The sequence below is a fragment of the Achromobacter sp. ACRQX genome, assembly GCF_022346505.1.
Classification (GTDB): domain Bacteria; phylum Pseudomonadota; class Gammaproteobacteria; order Burkholderiales; family Burkholderiaceae_B; genus Achromobacter; species Achromobacter animicus.
Genome location: NZ_JAKRML010000029.1, coordinates 37238 through 54955, shown reverse-complemented (window position 1 = coordinate 54955; position 17718 = coordinate 37238). Strand labels below are relative to the sequence as shown.

Annotated in this window: 14 protein-coding genes and 1 tRNA gene; 6 read left to right on the top strand and 9 right to left on the bottom strand. The window is 64.4% G+C overall.

Features of this window, described 5'->3' with window-relative positions; genetic code table 11:
- Positions 1-367 precede the first annotated feature (367 nt).
- Complete coding sequence (gene mnmH, locus MHZ91_RS22175; protein ID WP_239215719.1) at positions 368-1414, top strand: tRNA 2-selenouridine(34) synthase MnmH; 1047 nt, start codon at positions 368-370, stop codon at positions 1412-1414.
- A 159-nt stretch (positions 1415-1573) separates the two neighbouring features.
- Here the strand turns inward: mnmH and MHZ91_RS22170 are convergent.
- The 6 genes from MHZ91_RS22170 to cysS form a co-directional block, all read right to left on the bottom strand.
- Positions 1574-1666 (bottom strand) — tRNA-Ser (locus MHZ91_RS22170).
- 89 nt (positions 1667-1755) lie between these two features.
- Complete coding sequence (locus MHZ91_RS22165; protein WP_175124234.1) at positions 1756-3021, bottom strand: aspartate kinase; 1266 nt, start codon at positions 3019-3021, stop codon at positions 1756-1758.
- A 202-nt stretch (positions 3022-3223) separates the two neighbouring features.
- The gene (tilS, locus tag MHZ91_RS22160; protein ID WP_239215744.1) at positions 3224-4201 is read right to left on the bottom strand and encodes a tRNA lysidine(34) synthetase TilS; all 978 of its coding nucleotides are present in this window, start codon (positions 4199-4201) and stop codon (positions 3224-3226) included.
- Positions 4202-4356: 155 nt separating this feature from the next.
- Entirely contained in the window at positions 4357-5322 is a 966-nt protein-coding gene (locus tag MHZ91_RS22155; protein ID WP_175186447.1) for an acetyl-CoA carboxylase carboxyltransferase subunit alpha, read from the bottom strand.
- Between the two features lie 36 nt (positions 5323-5358).
- Positions 5359-6003 carry a DNA-3-methyladenine glycosylase gene (locus MHZ91_RS22150; protein ID WP_175124237.1) on the bottom strand — a complete coding sequence of 215 codons (645 nt, stop codon included), beginning with the start codon at positions 6001-6003 and terminating at the stop codon, positions 5359-5361.
- 20 nt (positions 6004-6023) lie between these two features.
- Entirely contained in the window at positions 6024-7478 is a 1455-nt protein-coding gene (gene cysS, locus MHZ91_RS22145; RefSeq protein ID WP_239215718.1) for a cysteine--tRNA ligase, read from the bottom strand.
- 401 nt (positions 7479-7879) lie between these two features.
- On the opposite strand from cysS, the gene MHZ91_RS22140 reads away from it, so the two are divergent.
- From MHZ91_RS22140 to MHZ91_RS22130, 3 genes are all read left to right on the top strand, one after another.
- The gene (locus MHZ91_RS22140; RefSeq protein WP_175124239.1) at positions 7880-8563 is read left to right on the top strand and encodes a tetratricopeptide repeat protein; all 684 of its coding nucleotides are present in this window, start codon (positions 7880-7882) and stop codon (positions 8561-8563) included.
- A 134-nt stretch (positions 8564-8697) separates the two neighbouring features.
- Entirely contained in the window at positions 8698-9207 is a 510-nt protein-coding gene (locus tag MHZ91_RS22135) for a peptidylprolyl isomerase (RefSeq protein ID WP_175124240.1), read from the top strand.
- Positions 9200-9973 carry a UDP-2,3-diacylglucosamine diphosphatase gene (locus MHZ91_RS22130; protein ID WP_239215717.1) on the top strand — a complete coding sequence of 258 codons (774 nt, stop codon included), beginning with the start codon at positions 9200-9202 and terminating at the stop codon, positions 9971-9973. The genes MHZ91_RS22135 and MHZ91_RS22130 overlap by 8 nt, the downstream gene beginning before the upstream one ends.
- Before the next feature lie 87 nt (positions 9974-10060).
- Here MHZ91_RS22130 and MHZ91_RS22125 read toward each other — a convergent pair whose 3' ends face one another.
- The 3 genes from MHZ91_RS22125 to azu form a co-directional block, all read right to left on the bottom strand.
- Entirely contained in the window at positions 10061-10924 is an 864-nt protein-coding gene (locus MHZ91_RS22125) for an undecaprenyl-diphosphate phosphatase (protein ID WP_175124242.1), read from the bottom strand.
- A gap of 19 nt (positions 10925-10943) precedes the next feature.
- A complete protein-coding gene (locus MHZ91_RS22120; RefSeq protein ID WP_175124243.1) occupies positions 10944-12530 on the bottom strand; it encodes a TerC family protein in 1587 nt (528 codons plus the stop codon).
- A gap of 239 nt (positions 12531-12769) precedes the next feature.
- Positions 12770-13219, bottom strand: a complete 450-nt coding sequence (azu, locus tag MHZ91_RS22115; RefSeq protein ID WP_175124244.1) for an azurin — start codon at positions 13217-13219, stop codon at positions 12770-12772.
- Between the two features lie 268 nt (positions 13220-13487).
- Here azu and MHZ91_RS22110 point away from each other — a divergent pair, with 268 nt between their 5' ends.
- Both MHZ91_RS22110 and nosZ read left to right on the top strand, forming a co-directional pair.
- Positions 13488-15746, top strand: coding sequence for a NosR/NirI family protein (locus tag MHZ91_RS22110; RefSeq protein WP_239215716.1), 2259 nt, complete (start codon positions 13488-13490; stop codon positions 15744-15746).
- 53 nt (positions 15747-15799) lie between these two features.
- Positions 15800-17716 carry a TAT-dependent nitrous-oxide reductase gene (gene nosZ / locus MHZ91_RS22105; protein WP_175138605.1) on the top strand — a complete coding sequence of 639 codons (1917 nt, stop codon included), beginning with the start codon at positions 15800-15802 and terminating at the stop codon, positions 17714-17716.
- Positions 17717-17718 lie beyond the last annotated feature (2 nt).

The window sequence follows — 17718 nt, the reverse complement described above, 5'->3', positions numbered from 1 at the left end:
CCGCCACCGCACCGGACTCTAGCATTTGAAACCTGTCGGGCGCTGGGGCGGTCTGTGTGCTTGGCATTCTTGCGCAGAGGTTCTTGGGCCAGAAGCATCTTGCGTTGCCCGTCCCCGTTCGGCCGCGCGGGCGGCCTGCGGTGACTTACGCAGTGTCTTGCGTTGGGGGGGATGACGCTTCGCGAATAGGTGGCCTCGGTGTCTGGCATCTGCATCGATGGACTACATGGTTGAAACTGCGCTCTCCCAGGGTGTCAGACACCCATCCTGGCGAGGGCTGCCATTCTATCCATCCTCATAGGATCCAGCTCGACACCGCAGCGCAGCGTGCGAGAATTGCAGATCGACTTACCGAGGGGCGGTCCGCGTGAAACACCTGCTTGTCAGTCTGGACAGACTGCATGATTTCGACGAAATCATCGACGTGCGCACCCCTCTGGAATACGCCGACGATCACATTCCGGGCGCCCGCAACGCGCCAGTGCTCGACAACGAAGAACGCGCCCGGATCGGCACGATGTACAAGCAGGTATCTCCCTTCGAAGCATCCCGCGCGGGCGCGGCCATCGTCGCTCGCAACATTGCCCGACATCTGGAGACGACCTTCGCCGACCGCCCGCAAGGCTGGCGTCCGCTGATCTACTGCTGGCGAGGCGGCAAGCGGTCGGGCTCGATGACGTTGATGTTCAACATGATCGGCTGGCGCGCCCGGCAACTCGACGGCGGCTACAAGACCTACCGGCGCGCCACCCTGGACGGCCTGCAAACGCTCCCACAACCGCTGCGCTTCGTCGTACTGACCGGCCCCACCGGCAGCGGCAAGACGCGCCTGTTGCACGCGCTGCGCGACGCTGGCGCGCAGACGCTGGACCTGGAAGACCTTGCCTCCCATCGGGGTTCGCTGCTGGGCGCATTGCCCGGCGCGGAGCAGCCCACGCAGAAGCGCTTCGACACGTTGCTCGCAGTCAGGCTGCGCGAACTCGACGCCAGCCAGCCGGTGTTCGTCGAAGCAGAAAGCCGCAAGATCGGCGCGGTGGAACTGCCCGCATCCTTGCTGCACGCCATGCATCAGGGTGACTGTGTCGAAGTCCGCGCCAGCCGCGACGACCGCACGCGCTTCCTGCAGCAGGATTACGTGCGGCTGTTCGACACGCCGGATTGGCTTAAGGCGCAGTTGCAGCGCATGGTGGGACTGCACAGCCGAGAAACCATCAAGGGCTGGATAACGCTGGTGGACGAAGGCCGCCGTGAAGACCTGGCGCGCGAACTCATCGACAGGCACTACGACCCGGCGTACGCGCGCAGTTCGCAATCGCACTTCGTGCGCCTTGCGCAAGCAGTGCAGGTGGATTTCCGGCCGAACGACGCGGATGTGGTGGAACAGGCGCGGGCGTTGATCGGAAGAAAGACGTAGATCACCGCAACCGTATCGAGACTAGGACTACAACTGCAACCAGGAGTACGGCTACGCGTGGTCAAACGCGCACAATTACCGCGTAGAAAACAAAAAACCCGCAGAGCAATAAGCTATGCGGGTCTTGAGGCAACCTTGGTTCACTGGTGCAAGTGTCTTTGGCGGAGACGGTGGGATTCGAACCCACGATGCAGTTTTTAGCCACATACTCCCTTAGCAGGGGAGCCCCTTCAGCCTCTCGGGCACGTCTCCGAAAAGAGAACGAGATTCTAGCACGATTTTTTTGGCTCTTGCCCGCGATCGGGGCGTTCATGCAAAAAAATCGTGCCGGACCTGATTCATCAGACCTTGGTGGCCGGCGCCTGGTCCAGACCGAAGGCCTTGTGCAGTGCGCGCACGCCCAGTTCCATGTACTTGTCGTCGATGATGACGGAGGTCTTGATTTCGCTGGTGCTGATCATCTGGATGTTGATGCCCTCTTGCGAGAGCGTCTGGAACATCAGGCTGGCGACGCCCACGTGCGAGCGCATGCCGATGCCGACGATGGAGACCTTGGCGACCTTTTCGTCGGTGGACAGTTCACGGGCACCGACGGCGGGGATGACTTCGCGCTTGAGCAGGTCAACGGCGCGCGTGAATTCGTTGCGGTTCACGGTGAACGAGAAGTCGGTCGTACCGGCCACGGACTGGTTCTGCACGATCATGTCGACGTCGATATTGGCGGCGGCGACGGGACCCAGGATGGAGAATGCGATGCCGGGTTTGTCGGGAACGCCCAGCAGGGTGATTTTGGCTTCGTCGCGGCTGAAGGCGATGCCGGAGACAACGGCGGCTTCCATTTTTTCGTCTTCCTCAAAAGTAATCAGCGTGCCCGAGACCATTTCTTCGTCGAGCGGGATAAGGGGGTCGGTCAGCGAGGACAGGACCCGGACCGGAACACGATATTTGCCGGCGAATTCGACCGAGCGGATCTGCAGGACCTTGGAGCCCAGCGAGGCCATTTCCAGCATTTCCTCGAAGGAAACGACGGACATGCGGCGCGCTTCGGGCACGACGCGCGGATCGGTCGTGTAGACGCCGTCCACGTCGGTGTAGATCAGGCATTCGTCGGCCTTGATGGCGGCCGCCACGGCTACAGCCGAGGTGTCGGAGCCGCCGCGGCCCAGCGTGGTGATGTGGCCGTCAGGGTCGATGCCCTGGAAGCCCGTCACGATGACCACGCGGCCGGCGTCCAGATCAGCGCGCACGCGGGCGTCGTCGATGGACGTGATGCGGGCTTTCGTGAACGACGAGTCGGTGCGCACGGGCACTTGCCAACCGGCATAGCTGCGCGCGGACACGCCCTCGGCCTGCAAGGCAATGGCCAGAAGGCCGCTGCTGGCTTGCTCGCCGGTGGCGGCGATCATGTCGAGTTCGCGGCCGTCGGGCTGGGGCGAGAGCTCGCGCGCCAAGCCCAGCAGACGATTCGTCTCGCCCGCCATGGCGGACGGAACAACAACAACCTGGTGGCCGGCGGCGTGCCACTTTGCGACGCGACGCGCCACGTTTCTGATGCGCTCGACCGAGCCCATCGAAGTACCGCCATATTTGTGAACGATCAGGGACATCTCGTACTCTGGCTGGACACCCGCCGCAAGTGTTGACGGGCAAAACCATATATTCTAGCGCGACGGTAAAAATTTGCGCAGTTTGCGCAGATTTATGTCCATTTTCGGGGTGAATACGGTGTCGGGCTTGTCGAAACCGCCCCAAATCGGATTAGCTGACCTCCTGCTGCAAACCGGCTTCCGATCCGGCTTCCGATCCGGCTTACGTACCGGCCTGGTCCCGGCGCTCCACCCACACGCGGCCGCGGTGACATCGAATCACGTGGCCCGCCTGTTCCACTCGCAGTTGCCGGTCATGGCCCAGGCTGTGCAGGCCACGCAACTGCCTCAGCAGGTCCGCCATGCGCGCGTCGGTGGGCATCCGCGCCCCATTTCGCTCCAGCCAATACCGCAACACCTGCGACTGACGGGCGGGCGATAGTCCGCGCCACGCCTGCAACGAAAAACTGGCGTCATCGGCACCGGGATCCAGCCGTGCGAAATCTTCACGGGCGACTTCGTCCAGAATCTCTGCCGCTTCGGCCATGTGCCGCGCATGGCGCGCGACGATGCCGCGCCAGCCGGGCCAGCGTGCATCCAGCACGGGCGCCAGCAATTCACGCAGTGCGGCACGGGTGTAGCGCGGATCGGCATTGGTGGGGTCCTGCACGGCGCGCCAGCCGATCGCCGCCTCTACGTCATCTGCCGCCTGAAGAATCGCGCTGCGATCCTGCTCAAGCCACGGGCGCACGTACGACACGCCATCGCGCTGCGTCACTGGAGACATGGCCGCCATGCCCGACAGCCCGGTCCCGCGCAGCAGGCGCAGCAACACGGTTTCCGCCTGATCGTTGCGATGGTGGGCGAGCAGGATGTGGTGGACGCCGTGCTCCTGCGCCAACCGGGCGAGCGCGGCATACCGCGCATCGCGCGCAGCGGCTTCGATGCCCTTGCCGCTGGCCGGCTCGACCTGCACGCGCGCCTCGATAAGCGGGACCGACAGTCTTGCGGCCAGGGCTTGGCCGTGTCGCGCCCACTCGTCGGCCTGCGCCTGCAAACCGTGGTGCACATGGAAAAGCATCACCTCGATGCCCAGCAGCGGCGCAACGGCGGCCGCATGTACAGCCAGCATGGCCGAGTCCGCCCCGCCGCTGAACGCCACGGCAATGCGGCGCGGACGCTCGGGCAGTGCCGGGAGCATCTGGCGCAACGCTGCGGCAAGCGCGGTGGAGATGGGCAGGGAGGGAATGGCGCCCGCGTCGGCCCGGAGATGGCAGCCGGGCGGCGGGACGTCAGTCATGAGCGTGCAAGGGCGCGGGGGCCGCGGCGCCGGCAGGGGCCGGCGCCCTGCCCGCTTTACGCGCGCACTTCCTGGAAGGCGCCGTACGAGCGCACGCGCTCAAGGCGCTGCTCGACGAGCTGTTCGGGGGTCATGCCCTGAAGCTGGCGCAGGGCGTCGCCGAGCGCGCGGCGCAAGAGGCGGGCCATGACGCGGGGGTCGCGATGAGCGCCGCCCACGGGTTCGTTGACCACGCGGTCCACCAGACCCAGATCCTTGAGGCGGGGCGCGATGATGGCCAGCGCGTCGGCGGCCTCGGGGGCCTTGTCCGCGCTGCGCCAGAGGATCGAGGCGCAGCCTTCCGGCGAAATCACGGCGTAGGTAGCGTATTGCAGCATCAGCACGGCGTTGCCGACGGCAATGGCCAGCGCGCCGCCCGAACCGCCTTCGCCGATGATCGTGCAGATCAACGGGACTTTCAGTTCGGCCATGGCGTAAAGATTGTGGCCGATGGCTTCGGACTGGCCGCGCTCTTCGGCGCCGATGCCGGGATAGGCGCCCGGGGTGTCCACGAAGGTGAAGACGGGAATGCCGAATTTTTCGGCCAGGCGCATCAGGCGCAGGGCCTTGCGATAGCCCTCGGGGCGCGGCATGCCGAAGTTGCGCGCGGCGCGCTCCTTGGTGTCGCGGCCCTTCTGGTGGCCGATGACCATGCACGGCGTGCCGTTGAAGCGCGCCAGGCCGCCCACGATGGACTGGTCGTCGGCGTACATGCGGTCGCCGTGCAGTTCATGGAAGTCGGTGAACATTTCGCGCACGTAGTCCAGCGTGTAGGGACGCTGAGGGTGACGCGCGACAAGCGCCGTTTGCCAGGGCGTGAGCTTGGCGTAGATCTCCTTGGCGAGCGTCTGGCTCTTCTGCTGCAGACGTCCGATTTCATCGGAGATGTCTACCGCCGAATCGGCCTGCACATAGCGCAGCTGCTCGATCTTGTTCTCAAGCTCGGCGAGCGGCTGTTCAAATTCCAGAAATGTATTGCGCATGTAGTGTGGTTCCGTAGATGGGCTGCCTGGTTTGCGTCAGTATTGGACCGGCGTCGGTTCCAGACTGCGCCACAGATACCAGGTCGCCACGGTACGCCAGGGCTGCCACGCCAACGAGACTTCGCGAGCCTCGAAGCGAGAGACAGGCTCGCCGCTGAAATAGTGTAGCGAGATTGCCTTGAGCAACCCGGGATCATCCAGCGGCAGGACATCAGGCCGCTGTAGATTGAAAATCAAAAACATCTCCGCCGTCCAGCGTCCGATGCCGCGGATGGCGACCAGTTCCGAAATGACGGCCTCGTCGTCCATGGCCGCCCACTTCTCGGGATGGACCCGGCGCTCGCCGAAATGCACGGCCAGGTCGAGCACATATTCGGCCTTGCGTTGCGACAGTCCGGCCTTGCGCAGGCCGTCCAGGCCAACGCGCAGCACGGCGACGGGCGTGGGACGTTTGCCCACGGCGTCGATGAACTTGGTCCAGACGGCATCGGCCGCCTTCGGGGAAATCTGTTGCCCGATGATCGCCCGCGCCAGCGTGATGAACGGCGTGCCGCGCGAGGTCAGCCAGACCTCCGGGTGCTGGGGGATGATCTTTTTCAGAATGCGGTCGCGGCGCATCAGGTGCGCCACGGCGGCCTCCCAGTATTCAGGCTTGGGAATCTCGAGATCTGCGGTGGACATGTCCGGCGTATCCTGCGGGGTCACGCGCGGCGCCATTGCGTCAGGCCGCCCGGTTTGTCGTCCAGCTCGATGCCGGATTCGCGCAGCTCGGCGCGGATGCGGTCGGCTTCGGCAAAGTTGCGGGCAGCCTTGGCGGCCGCGCGCGCGTCGATCAGGGACTGGATGGCGTCGGCATCCAGCGTGCTGCGCGCGCCTTGCTCGATAGCGGCCGCGGAATAGCGGGTGGCGGATTGGAAGTACGTGGCGGGCGCCTGCTGCAGCAGGCCCAGCAGCGAAGCCAGGGCCTTCATCTGACCGGCGCTGCGCGCGCTTTTGGTGCGGTTGGCCTCGGAGGCCAGTTCGAACAACGCGGCCACGGCGCCCGAGCTGTTGAAGTCGTCGTCCATCGCGGCCTTGAAGGCCTGTGCCTGAGGCTCGTTCCAGTCAATGCCCTGATCGTCGGCCGGCACGTTCTGCAGGGCCTGGTACAGGCGATCCAGTGCGTTCTGCGCGTCGATCAGGTTGTCCGGCGTGTAGTTCTGCGGGCTGCGGTAATGGTTGCGCACAATGAAGAAGCGCACCATTTCCGCTTCGCGCGGGTTCACCTGGTACTCGGACTGGTCAGCCGCTGGGTCATTCTGCGCGACGGTCTGGCGGATGGTGCGGAAGTTGCCCAGGGACTTGGACATCTTGTCCGAATCGACCATGAGCGGGCCGCAGTGCATCCAGATATTGGCCAGCGTGCCGCCGAACGCGCCCTCGGTCTGGGCGATCTCGTTTTCATGGTGCGGGAATTTCAGGTCCGGACCGCCACCGTGGATGTCCAGCGGCAAACCCAGCAGCGACTTGCTCATGGCCGAGCACTCGATGTGCCAGCCCGGGCGGCCCAAGCCGTACGGCGATTCCCACTTGGTGTCGGCGGGTTCTTCGGCCTTGGCGGACTTCCAGAGCACGAAATCGAGTGGGTCGCGTTTGCTGGATCCCACCGCCACGCGCTCGCCGGCGCGCAGGTCATCGAGCGTCTTGCCGGACAGCTTGCCGTAGCCGGGGAAACCGCGCACGGCGTAATTCACGTCGCCGTCTTCGGCCTGGTAGGCCAGCCCGTTGGTTTCGAGCTTGCCGATGATGTCGAGCATCTCGCCCACGTACTGCGTGGCGCGGGGTTCGCGATCAGGCGATTCGACGCCCAGCGCGCGCTCGTCGGCGTGCATGGCGTCGATGTAGAACTCGGTGACTTCGCCGATGCGGCGGCCCGTTTCCACGGCGCGGCGGATGATCTTGTCGTCGATGTCCGTGATGTTGCGCACGTAGTCCACCGACAAGCCGCTGGTGCGCAGCCAGCGCTGCACGACGTCGAACGACACCAGCATGCGGGCGTGGCCCAGATGGCAGAAGTCATACACGGTCATGCCACACACGTACATGCGCACCTGGCCGGCCTGGGCCGGTTTGAACGGTTCTTTGGTACGCGATAACGTGTTGTAGATTTGCAGCATGGCGCGATAGGTTTCGTTTAGTGTTCCGTGGCGGTTTCGGAAAGTTGCTGTCGACGGAACATACCGTCAACGCGTGCCGCCCAATTCGCCGCCCCATTTACATTGCCGCCCCGATGGCAGTGCAGTCCATTGGCAGCGCTGTCCATTGGCAGTGCAGTCCTGGCAGTCTGTCCCGGCAGTGCTGTCCCGGCAGTGCTGTCCCGGCAGTGCTGTCGGTGCAGTGCTGTCCGTGCGGGATCGATGGCCCGTATTCTTCCGGTGGCCCCTATTCCCTACTGCCTTGAACGCGATGGTCGAGCCAAAAACGCAACCGGGGCTAAAATGGCGGTCGTCAAGTATAGCAAGCGGCCCGGTCGCGCGCGTAAGCGCCAGCCGGCCAAGACTTTTAACGGAAAGCCCACGTGACTATCAAGCCGCGTTTTTGCGTTGCCCTGCTCGCCCTGGCCTTGGCCGGCGCGCCGGCGGGCGTCGCCCTTGCCCAGTCGATGAGCGGCGGCGCGGGAGAAAACCCCAACGCCACCCGCACCACCCTGGACCCGATTCCGCCTGAAGGCGGCTGGGACGCTCTGGCCAATCTGCTGGAAGCCGCCAAGCCCAGCGTGGACACCCGGCTGATCCCCTCCGCGTCGCAGATCACGACGCACATCGAGCGCATGCTGAACCGTGGCGAAAACGCGGAAGCGCTGGCGATGATCGAAAAGCGCCAGGCCGAGATCAAGGACCAGCGCGGCACCGACGTGCAGCTCATGTTCCAGCATGCGCGCGCCCTCGCCGCCCTGGACCGCACGAACGAAGCCATCGACATCTACAACGATATGACCACGCGGTTCCCGGAATTGCCGGAACCCTGGAACAATCTGGCAGCTCTATATGCTGGACGCGGCGAACTCGACCGTGCGCAGGATGCCCTCCAGATGGCATTGCGCGCAGACCCGAACTACGCCGCCGCCCGCGCCAACCTCGGCGACCTGCAATTGCTGCAGGCCTTGCGAACCTACAAGGAGGCCGCCGGCGACGGCGTGCCTGGCATGCGGGAAAAGGTCCGCGAAGTTGAAACAATGTTGAAGGATAAACAAGGCAAATGATGTCCCGTTACTCCCCTCTTCACCTGCTGCGCCTGACGGCGTGCTCGTTCGCACTGGCTGCATTCGCTCCGGCGTTCGTCAGCGCCGCCCCCGCAGCCTCTTCTTCTCCCTCCACCTCCGAAGGCACCAAAACCATGAGCACCAATCCCCGCGTCAAGCTTCAAACGAACCAAGGCGACATGGTCATCACCCTGGACGCCGCCAAGGCGCCCAAGTCCGTTGAAAACTTCCTGACCTACGTCAAGGAAGGCTTCTACAACGGCACCGTGTTCCATCGCGTGATCGACGGCTTCATGGTCCAGGGCGGCGGCTTCGAACCCGGCATGAAGCAGAAGCAGACCCACGCCCCGATCGAAAACGAGGCCAACAATGGCCTGAAGAACGACAAGTACACCCTGGCCATGGCCCGCACCAGCGATCCGCACTCGGCCACCGCCCAGTTCTTCATCAACGTGTCCAATAACGACTTCCTGAACTTCACGTCGCCCACGCCGAACGGCTGGGGCTACGCCGTGTTCGGCGCCGTCACCGAAGGCCAGGACGTGGTCGACAAGATCAAGGGCGTGAAGACCGGCAACAAGGGCTTCCACCAGAACGTGCCGAACGAAGACGTCATCATCGAGAAGGCCGAAGTTCTTGAATAAGATCTCCCTGCCCGGCCCGGTCTGGCTGGCATCCGACCTGCACCTGGGGCCGGCCACGCCGGCCACCTCGGAGGCCTTCCTGGCCTTTCTGCAGGCGGCAGAGGAAGAGGCGGCAGCCCTGCTGCTGCCCGGCGACATCTTCGACGCCTGGATTGGCGACGACGTGATCCGCGCCGCCCCGCCGTGGCTTGCCACGGTGCTGGTGGCGCTGCGCAATACGGCCGCCCGCATCCCGGTCTGGCTGGGGCGCGGCAACCGCGATTTCCTCATCGGCGAGGAACTGGCAAAGGCCGTGGGCGCCAGCCTGCTGCCCGAGCCGGCCCTGCTGGAAACCGATTTCGGCCAGGTCCTGCTGACGCACGGCGACGAGTTCTGTACGGACGACGCCGCCTACCAGCAGTTCCGCAAGATGGTCCGCAACGCGCAATGGCAGGCCGAATTCCTGGCCAAGACCATTCCCGAGCGGCTGGCCATGGCGCAGCAGGCACGGGGCGAGAGCCAGGCGGCCAACCAGACGAAGTCCATGGAAATCATGGACGTCAACGCGGACGCCATCGAATCGATCTTCCGTGAGACGGGCGTGCGCGTGCTGGTGCATGGCCACACGCATCGCCCCAACCGCCACGTGCTCGATGTCGACGGCCAAAAGCGCGAGCGCTGGGTGCTGCCCGACTGGGACTGCGATCACGTGTCGCCGCCGCGCGGCGGCTGGCTGGTCATTGACCGCGACGGGCTGCAGTTCTACGACCTGGAAACGGAAGCGTAGACGCCACCCGTCCCATACCGGACAAAACAAGGGCCGCTTGAGAAAGCGGCCCTTTTTCTTTCTGCGATCGCCGTGTGGCGGGAGGAATCAGCGCGTGAAGATCCAGGCCGCCACGATGCCGCCGAAGATGATCCGGTACCAGGCGAACACGCGGTACGTGTGGTTCGCCACGAAGCGCAGCACGGCCCGCACCACCACCATGGCGCTCAGGAACGCCGCGATGAAGCCCACGGCGATGCCCGACAGGTCGTGCTGGGTCAGCAGGCCGAAGTTCTTGTACATGTCGTAGGCCGCCGCGCCCAGCATGGTCGGCATGGCCAGGAAGAATGAGAATTCGGTGGCCGTCTTGCGCTGGATGCCGGCGATCATGCCGCCGATGATGGTGGCGCCCGACCGCGAGGTGCCGGGAATCATCGCAAAGCATTGCGCCACGCCCACGCCCAGCGCCTGCTTCCAGGTGATCTGTTCCAGCGTGTGGGCCGACGCGCGCTCGTCCGAGGCGGTGTCGTCAGCGGCGCCCGGCGCATCGCCCGGCGTGTGGCGCGTGCGGCGTTCGACGTACAGCATGATCAGCCCGCCCAGCACCAGCGTCACCACGACCACCGCCGGGTGGTAGAACACCGATTTGATGGTCTTGATGAAGATCGCGCCGATCACCGCCGCCGGCAGGAACGCCAGGATCAGGTTGCGGGTGAAGGCCACCTCGCTGGGCACGCCCGTCAGCGTGCCGCGGATCAGCTTGAGCAGCCGGGCTCGGAAGACCCACATCACGGCAAGGATGGATCCCAGCTGGATGACCACCTCGAACACCTTGCCGTCGCCCGAATCGAAATTGAGCCAGTCGCCGACCAGGATGAGGTGGCCCGTGCTGGACACGGGGATGAATTCCGTCAGGCCTTCCAGGATGCCCAGGATGAATGCTTTGATCAGATAGAGCGAGTTCTCGGTCACGGGCTGGGGTCTCTCTCTGTTAGTCGTTGGCTAGGGTTGCTTCGTCAGGAAAATGCTCTTCGGGGCGCTTCTCGACACGCACCAGCGCGATGCGGCGGCCATCCATTTCCAGGACTTCGAAGCGGAAATGCTGGTGATGGATCTGGTATTCGCACACGTCGCCCGGCTTGGGCAGGTGTCCGAAGCGCGAGAGCAGATAGCCCGCAAGCGTGGAAAAGTCCTGGGCGTCGTCGACCAGGCCTTCGGTTTCAAGCACCTGCTCGACGTGGTGCAGGTCGGCCGCCCCGTCGATTTTCCAGGTGTTGTCGCCGTCCGCCACGATGTCGGGCAGCTCGTCTTCGTCGGGGAATTCGCCGGCGATGGCCTCGAAAACGTCGATCGGCGTCACCAGCCCCTCGATGGCGCCGAACTCGTCAGCCACCAGCACGAGCTGGCCGCGCGAGCGCTTGAGGGTGTCCATGAGGCGCAGGATGCCGATCGACTCGTGCACGATGATGGGATCGCGCAGGCGGTTGCGGCGCACCCGGCCCTCGGTGATCAGGTCCGCGATCAGATCCTTGGCGCGGCCGATGCCCAGGACTTCGTCCAGCGAGCCGCGGCACACCGGGAAGAAGCTGTGCGGCGCCTCGGTGAGCTGGCGGCGGATGTTGTCGGGATCGTCGTCGATATTGATCCAGGAAACGTCCGTGCGCGGCGTCATGATGGAACGGATGGAACGCTCGGCCAGCGTCAGCACGCCGCTGACCATGTTGCGTTCTTCGACTCCGAAGGCCTGTACTGCCGGGCTGCCGGCATTGGGCAGGTCGGGTTCGTCGCTGGCCGGCGGCCGCTTGCCCAGCATGCGCAGCACGGCCGAGGCGGTGCGTTCGCGCATGGGAAAACGGGCGTCGAGCTTGAGCAGGTTGCGGCGCGCCACCTGGTTGAGCGCTTCGATGGCGACCGAGAAGCCGATGGCGGCGTACAGATAGCCCTTGGGCACCTTGAAGCCGAAGGCTTCGGCCAGGAGCGAGAAGCCGATCATCAGCAAGAAGCCCAGGCACAGCACCACCACCGTCGGGTGGGCGTTGACGAAGCGCGTCAGCGGCTTGGACGCGATCAGCATGATGCCGATGGCAATGATGACCGCGATCATCATGATGGCCAGGTGATCCACCATGCCGACGGCGGTAATGACCGAGTCCAGCGAGAACACCGCATCCAGCACCACGATCTGCGTGACGATCACCCAGAAGCTGGCATAGACGCGCGGGCCAGACGAGCCGGTGTGCATGCTGCCTTCCAGGCGCTCGTGCAGTTCCATGGTGCCTTTGAACAGCAGAAACAGGCCGCCCACCATCAGGATCAGGTCGCGCCCCGAGGGCGATAGCGGACCGATATTGAACAGGGGGGTAGTCAGCGTGACGAGCCATGACATGACGGACAACAGGCCCAGGCGCATGATCAGCGCGAGGCTCAGGCCCATGATGCGCGCGCGATCGCGCTGCGCGGGCGGCAGCTTGTCCGCCAGGATGGCGATGAAAATCAGGTTATCAATGCCCAGGACGATCTCAAGGACGACCAGGGTAAGCAAGCCGACCCACGCAGCGGGGTCCAGCAGCCACTCCATCAGGAGCTCCAGAAGTTACACGACCGGTAATCGTACATGGAAAATCCATGACATGCCGGTGACGCATCCCCTCCGTAAGCCTGATGGACAGAGGCTTTGGGCCGTATGGACTAAGGCTTGCAAGCGCCTGAAACGGGCCGTGTGTCCCGGTTTACGCGCGCCGCGCGTCAAACGTTGCGGGCATGAAAAAGCCGGCCCCCCGGCCGGCTCTTGCTTGTCTCAACAGACCCGTCGGGACATCAGCCGCCGACTTTGAGCGTGCCCTTCATCATGGCCCAGTGGCCGGGGAAGGAGCAGAAGAATGCGTAGTTTTCGCCAGCGGCGAGCTTGGAGACGTCGATCTTGACGGAGTCGGATTCGCCGCCGCCGATGACTTTGGTGTGGGCGATGACGCGGGTGTCGCCCGCCTTGACGTAGTCTTGTGCCAGCCCGGCGCCCATGCCGTCCGTGGCGACGGCCTGCTTGTCGGCTTCCTTGGTGAGGACCCAGTTGTGGCCCATTGCGACCTTGGCCATCTTGCCGACGTGCTTGAGGTTGACCGTGAATTCCTTGCAGCTCTTGTCGACCACGATTTCCTTGACGTTGAACTGCATGGCGTCGTTGCTTTCGACGGTGGCTTCACATTGCGCGGCCAGCACGGGCAGGCTGGAGGCGGAAAGAAGGATGGCGAGGGTGGCTTTTGCCAGCATGAAATTCTCCGATGACACAGCGGTCGATGCACGTACGCCAGCCAGATGCAGACGCCGTTGCCGCCGCGGATCAGTGTAGGACTGCCTTCCCCTCGCTCTCTTGACATCCATCAACACCCCCTGCGGATACCCCTCAAAACTCAGGAACTTCCCCTACATTTCGTAGGGCTATTAGGCCTTCGACTCTGGCAGATTGACAAACCGCAATCCGGTCCTGGGTGCATGTTCGTAGGATGCCCGTAAGCAAACACGACGAACAGAGTTCAGCATGCGCGGCAGTACCGAAGTACCCCACCGGTTCACCAAACACATTCAGGCCGCGTTCTTTGTTTTATGGCTTTCCTGTCTGTTCCTGGCGCAAACCGCGCAGGCGCAGCGCCTGCCTGACTTTCTTGCCAGCACACCCATCACAGACGTGTTCCCCGGCGCCGACCGCACCGGTCCCGTCGAAGGCAAGCCCGCAATTGCCCGCGTGTTTGCAGGCAACAAGCCACTGGGCCTTGTCTACCTGACCACCGACGTCGTCAACACCCGCGGCTACTCCAGCAAACCCATCGACGTGCTGGTGGGGCTTTCCGACAGCGGCCGCATCATGGGCGCAAAGCTGGTCGAACACCACGAGCCCATCGTGCTGATCGGCATCCCGCAAGCCAAGGTCGACCACTTCATCCAGGGCTACGTCGGCCTGAACTTCGTCGACTCCCCGCCCCGGCACGGCGCGCCGCCGCCCGTCGATATCGTCAGCGGCGCCACGGTCACACTGATGGTGATCGGCGACACGATCACCCGGTCCGCCATCGCGGTGGCGCGCGCCCACGGCATCGACAAGTCGGGCGCGCCGCGCCAGGCCGCGCAGCCAGTGGCAACTCGCGTCATCGACGAAAGCAAAGACACCGTGCAGACCTGGCAGGAACTGCTTGACGCCGGCGCCGTGAAGAACCTGCGCCTGACGCCCGACGACGTCAACCAGGCGTTTCTGCGATCCGGCCGCAAGGACGCCGCCGAACACGGCGAAGGCGGCCCTGACGACACCTTCATCGACCTGTACGCCGCACTGATCAGCGCCCCGTCCATCGGCCGCAGCCTGCTGGGAGACATCGGCTGGCAGCGCCTGAAAGAACGCCTCAAGCCCGGCCAGCAGGCCGTGCTGGTCGCCGGCAATGGTCTCTATTCGTTCAAGGGTTCGGGCTACGTGCGCGGCGGCATCTTCGACCGCATCGAGGTCATCCAGGACGAAAGCGCCTTCCGGTTCCGCGACCGCAACCACCAGCGGCTGGCCGACGTCAACGCCAAGGGCGCGCCGGCGCTGCGCGAAGTCGCCCTTTTTGTCGTGCCCGAGGATGCCTCGCTCGACCCGGTCAAACCGTGGCGCCTGCAATTGATGGTGCAGCGCGTGCTCAGCGTGTCGGACAAGGCGTTCGTCACATTCGACCTTCCGTATGACCTGCCCACGGCCTACACCCGCGCCGTCGCGCCGCCGACCGCACCCGCAGCAGCAGGCCAACCCGCCACTGCACCCGCGCTTTCGCCCGACGTCGAAACCGCCCCGCCCGCGTTGTGGAAGCAAATCTGGCAAGGCAAGGCCGGCCAGATCGCCATCCTGACCGTCGCCCTGACGGTGCTGGTCGGCATCTTCTTCTTCCAGGATCAACTGACGTCGCGCCCGTTGCTGCACGACCGCCTGCGCCTCGCGTTCCTGGCCTTCGCGCTGTTCTGGATCGGCTGGTACGGGCAGGCGCAGTTGTCCATCGTGAACGTACTGACGTTCTTCTCGGCCCTGCGCACCGACTTCCGCTGGGAATACTTCCTGATGGACCCGCTGGTGTTCATCCTGTGGTGCGCCACCGCCATCTCCATGGTGTTCTGGAACCGCGGCGCGTTCTGCGGCTGGCTGTGCCCGTTCGGCGCACTGCAGGAACTGACCAACCGCATCGCCCGGCGGCTTGGCGTGCGCCAGCTCAAGATCCGCCACGGCGTGGCGCAGCGCCTGTCCACGTTCAAGTACGTGATCTTCCTGCTGCTCTTCGGCTTCTCGCTGTACGACCTGGCGGTCGCCGAACAACTGGCCGAAGTCGAACCCTTCAAGACCGCGATCATCCTGCACTTCGTGCGCCACTGGCCCTTCGTGCTGTTCGCCGTGGCGCTGCTGGCCGCGGGCCTCTTCATCGAACGCTTCTTCTGCCGCTACCTCTGCCCGCTGGGCGCCGCGCTGGCCATCCCCGCCCGCCTGCGCATCTTCAATTGGCTCAAGCGCTACCGCGACTGCGGCAACCCCTGTCAGCGCTGCAACATCGAATGCCCCGTTCAGGCAATCGACCCCTCCGGCGAAATCAACCCGAACGAGTGCATCCAGTGCCTGCACTGCCAGATGCTTTACCACCACAAACAGAAGTGCCCTCACCTGATCCAGAAGCAGGCTAAGCGTGAGCGGCGCCCGGCTCCGCCCCCTGAGCCGTCGGTGCAGGAAGTCGTTCTGCACCGCATGCCGACGCCCAACTCGGCAAATCGCCCCAACCGGGAATCGTGAAACACGGTTTTCGTACCGCGGCGCTCTGCGCCGTCCCTACCTAGGAGTTATCCATGTCCGACAAGACCCCCGAAAAAGCCGGCCTCACACGCCGAAGCTTCCTGGGCACCGCAGCCATCACCGGCGCGGCCGGCCTCGTAGCCGGCGCGCAGATGTCCACCGCGCACGGCAAAGAGGGCAAATCAGGCAACGGCGCCGTGCTCGGGCATGTCGCGCCGGGCGAGCTCGACGAATACTATGCGTTCAACTCCAGCGGCCAGTCCGGCGAAGTCCGCGTGCTGGGCCTGCCGTCCATGCGCGAACTCGTGCGCATCCCCGTGTTCAACCATTGCAGCGCCACCGGCTGGGGCCGCACCAACGAAAGCCGCAAGGTGCTGACCGAAGGCCTCACGCCTGAAACCCGCGAGTACCTGAAGGACAAGGGCGGCGTGTTCCCCAACGGCGACGCCCACCACCCCCACCTGTCGTTCACCGACCAGACCTACGACGGCCGCTACCTCTTCATCAACGACAAGGCCAACAACCGCGTGGCCCGCATCCGTCTGGACGTGATGAAGACGGACAAGATCGTTGAACTGCCCAACGTGTCGGGCGTGCACGGTCTGCGTCCGCAGCGCTATCCGCGCACCGGCTACGTGTTTGCCAACGGCGAGCACATCATCCCGCTGCCCAACGACGGCAAGGTGCTGGACGATCCCAAGAAGAACTTCTTCTCGGTGTACTCGGCCATTGATGGCGACACCATGAAGGTGGCGTGGCAGGTGCTGGTCGACGGCAACCTGGACAACGGCGACGCCGACTACCAGGGCAAGTATTCGTTCGCCACCTGCTACAACTCCGAGAAAGGCGTCACCGTCGAGGAAATGTCCGCCAACGAGCAGGACTGGGTCGTGGTCTTCGACCTCAAGCGCATCGAGAAGGCGGTCAAGGACGGCGACTTCAAGACGATGGGCGGCGTGCCGGTGGTCGACGGCCGCCACGGGTCCAAGTACACGCGCTACATCCCGGTGCCGAATTCGCCGCATGGCTGCAATGCCGCGCCCGACGGCATCCACCTCATGCTGAACGGCAAGCTCTCGCCCACGGTCACCGTGATCGACGTGCGCAAGCTGGACGACCTGTTCGCCGACAAGATCAAGCCGCGCGACTGCGTCGTGGCCGAACCGCAACTGGGCCTGGGCCCGCTGCACACCGCGTTCGACGGCCGCGGCAACGCCTACACCACGCTGTTCATCGACAGCCAGATGGTCAAGTGGAACATCGACAAGGCCAAGCGCGCGTACAAGGGCGAAAAGGTTGACCCCATCCTGCAGAAGCTGGACGTGCATTACCAGCCGGGCCACAACCACTCGACCATGGGCGAAACCAAGGAAGCCGACGGCAAGTGGCTGGTGTCGCTGAACAAGTTCTCGAAAGACCGCTTCTTGAACGTGGGTCCGCTCAAGCCCGAAAACGACCAGCTCATCGACATCTCCGGCGACGAGATGAAGCTCGTGCATGACGGCCCCAGCTTTGCCGAGCCGCACGACATGTGCCTGGTGCACCGTTCCAAGATCAACCCGATCAGCGTCTGGAAGCGCGACGACCCCATGTGGGAAGACGCCCGCCAGATCGCCAAGAAGGACGGCGTGTCGCTGGAAGACGCGGCCAAGGTCGTGCGCGACGGCAACAAGGTCCGCGTGTACATGATGGCCGTCGCGCCGATGTTCAGCTTGAAGCAGTTCGAGGTGAACCAGGGCGACGAGGTCACCGTGTTCGTGACCAACATGGAAGTGATCGAAGACCTGACGCACGGCTTCACGCTCGAAGGCCACGGCATCGCCATGGAAATCGGACCGCAGGCCACGTCGTCCATCACGTTCAAGGCGGATCGCCCCGGCATCTACTGGTACTACTGCCAGTGGTTCTGCCACGCGCTGCACATGGAAATGTCCGGCCAGATGATCGTGCACCCCAAGAAGTCTGCGTAACG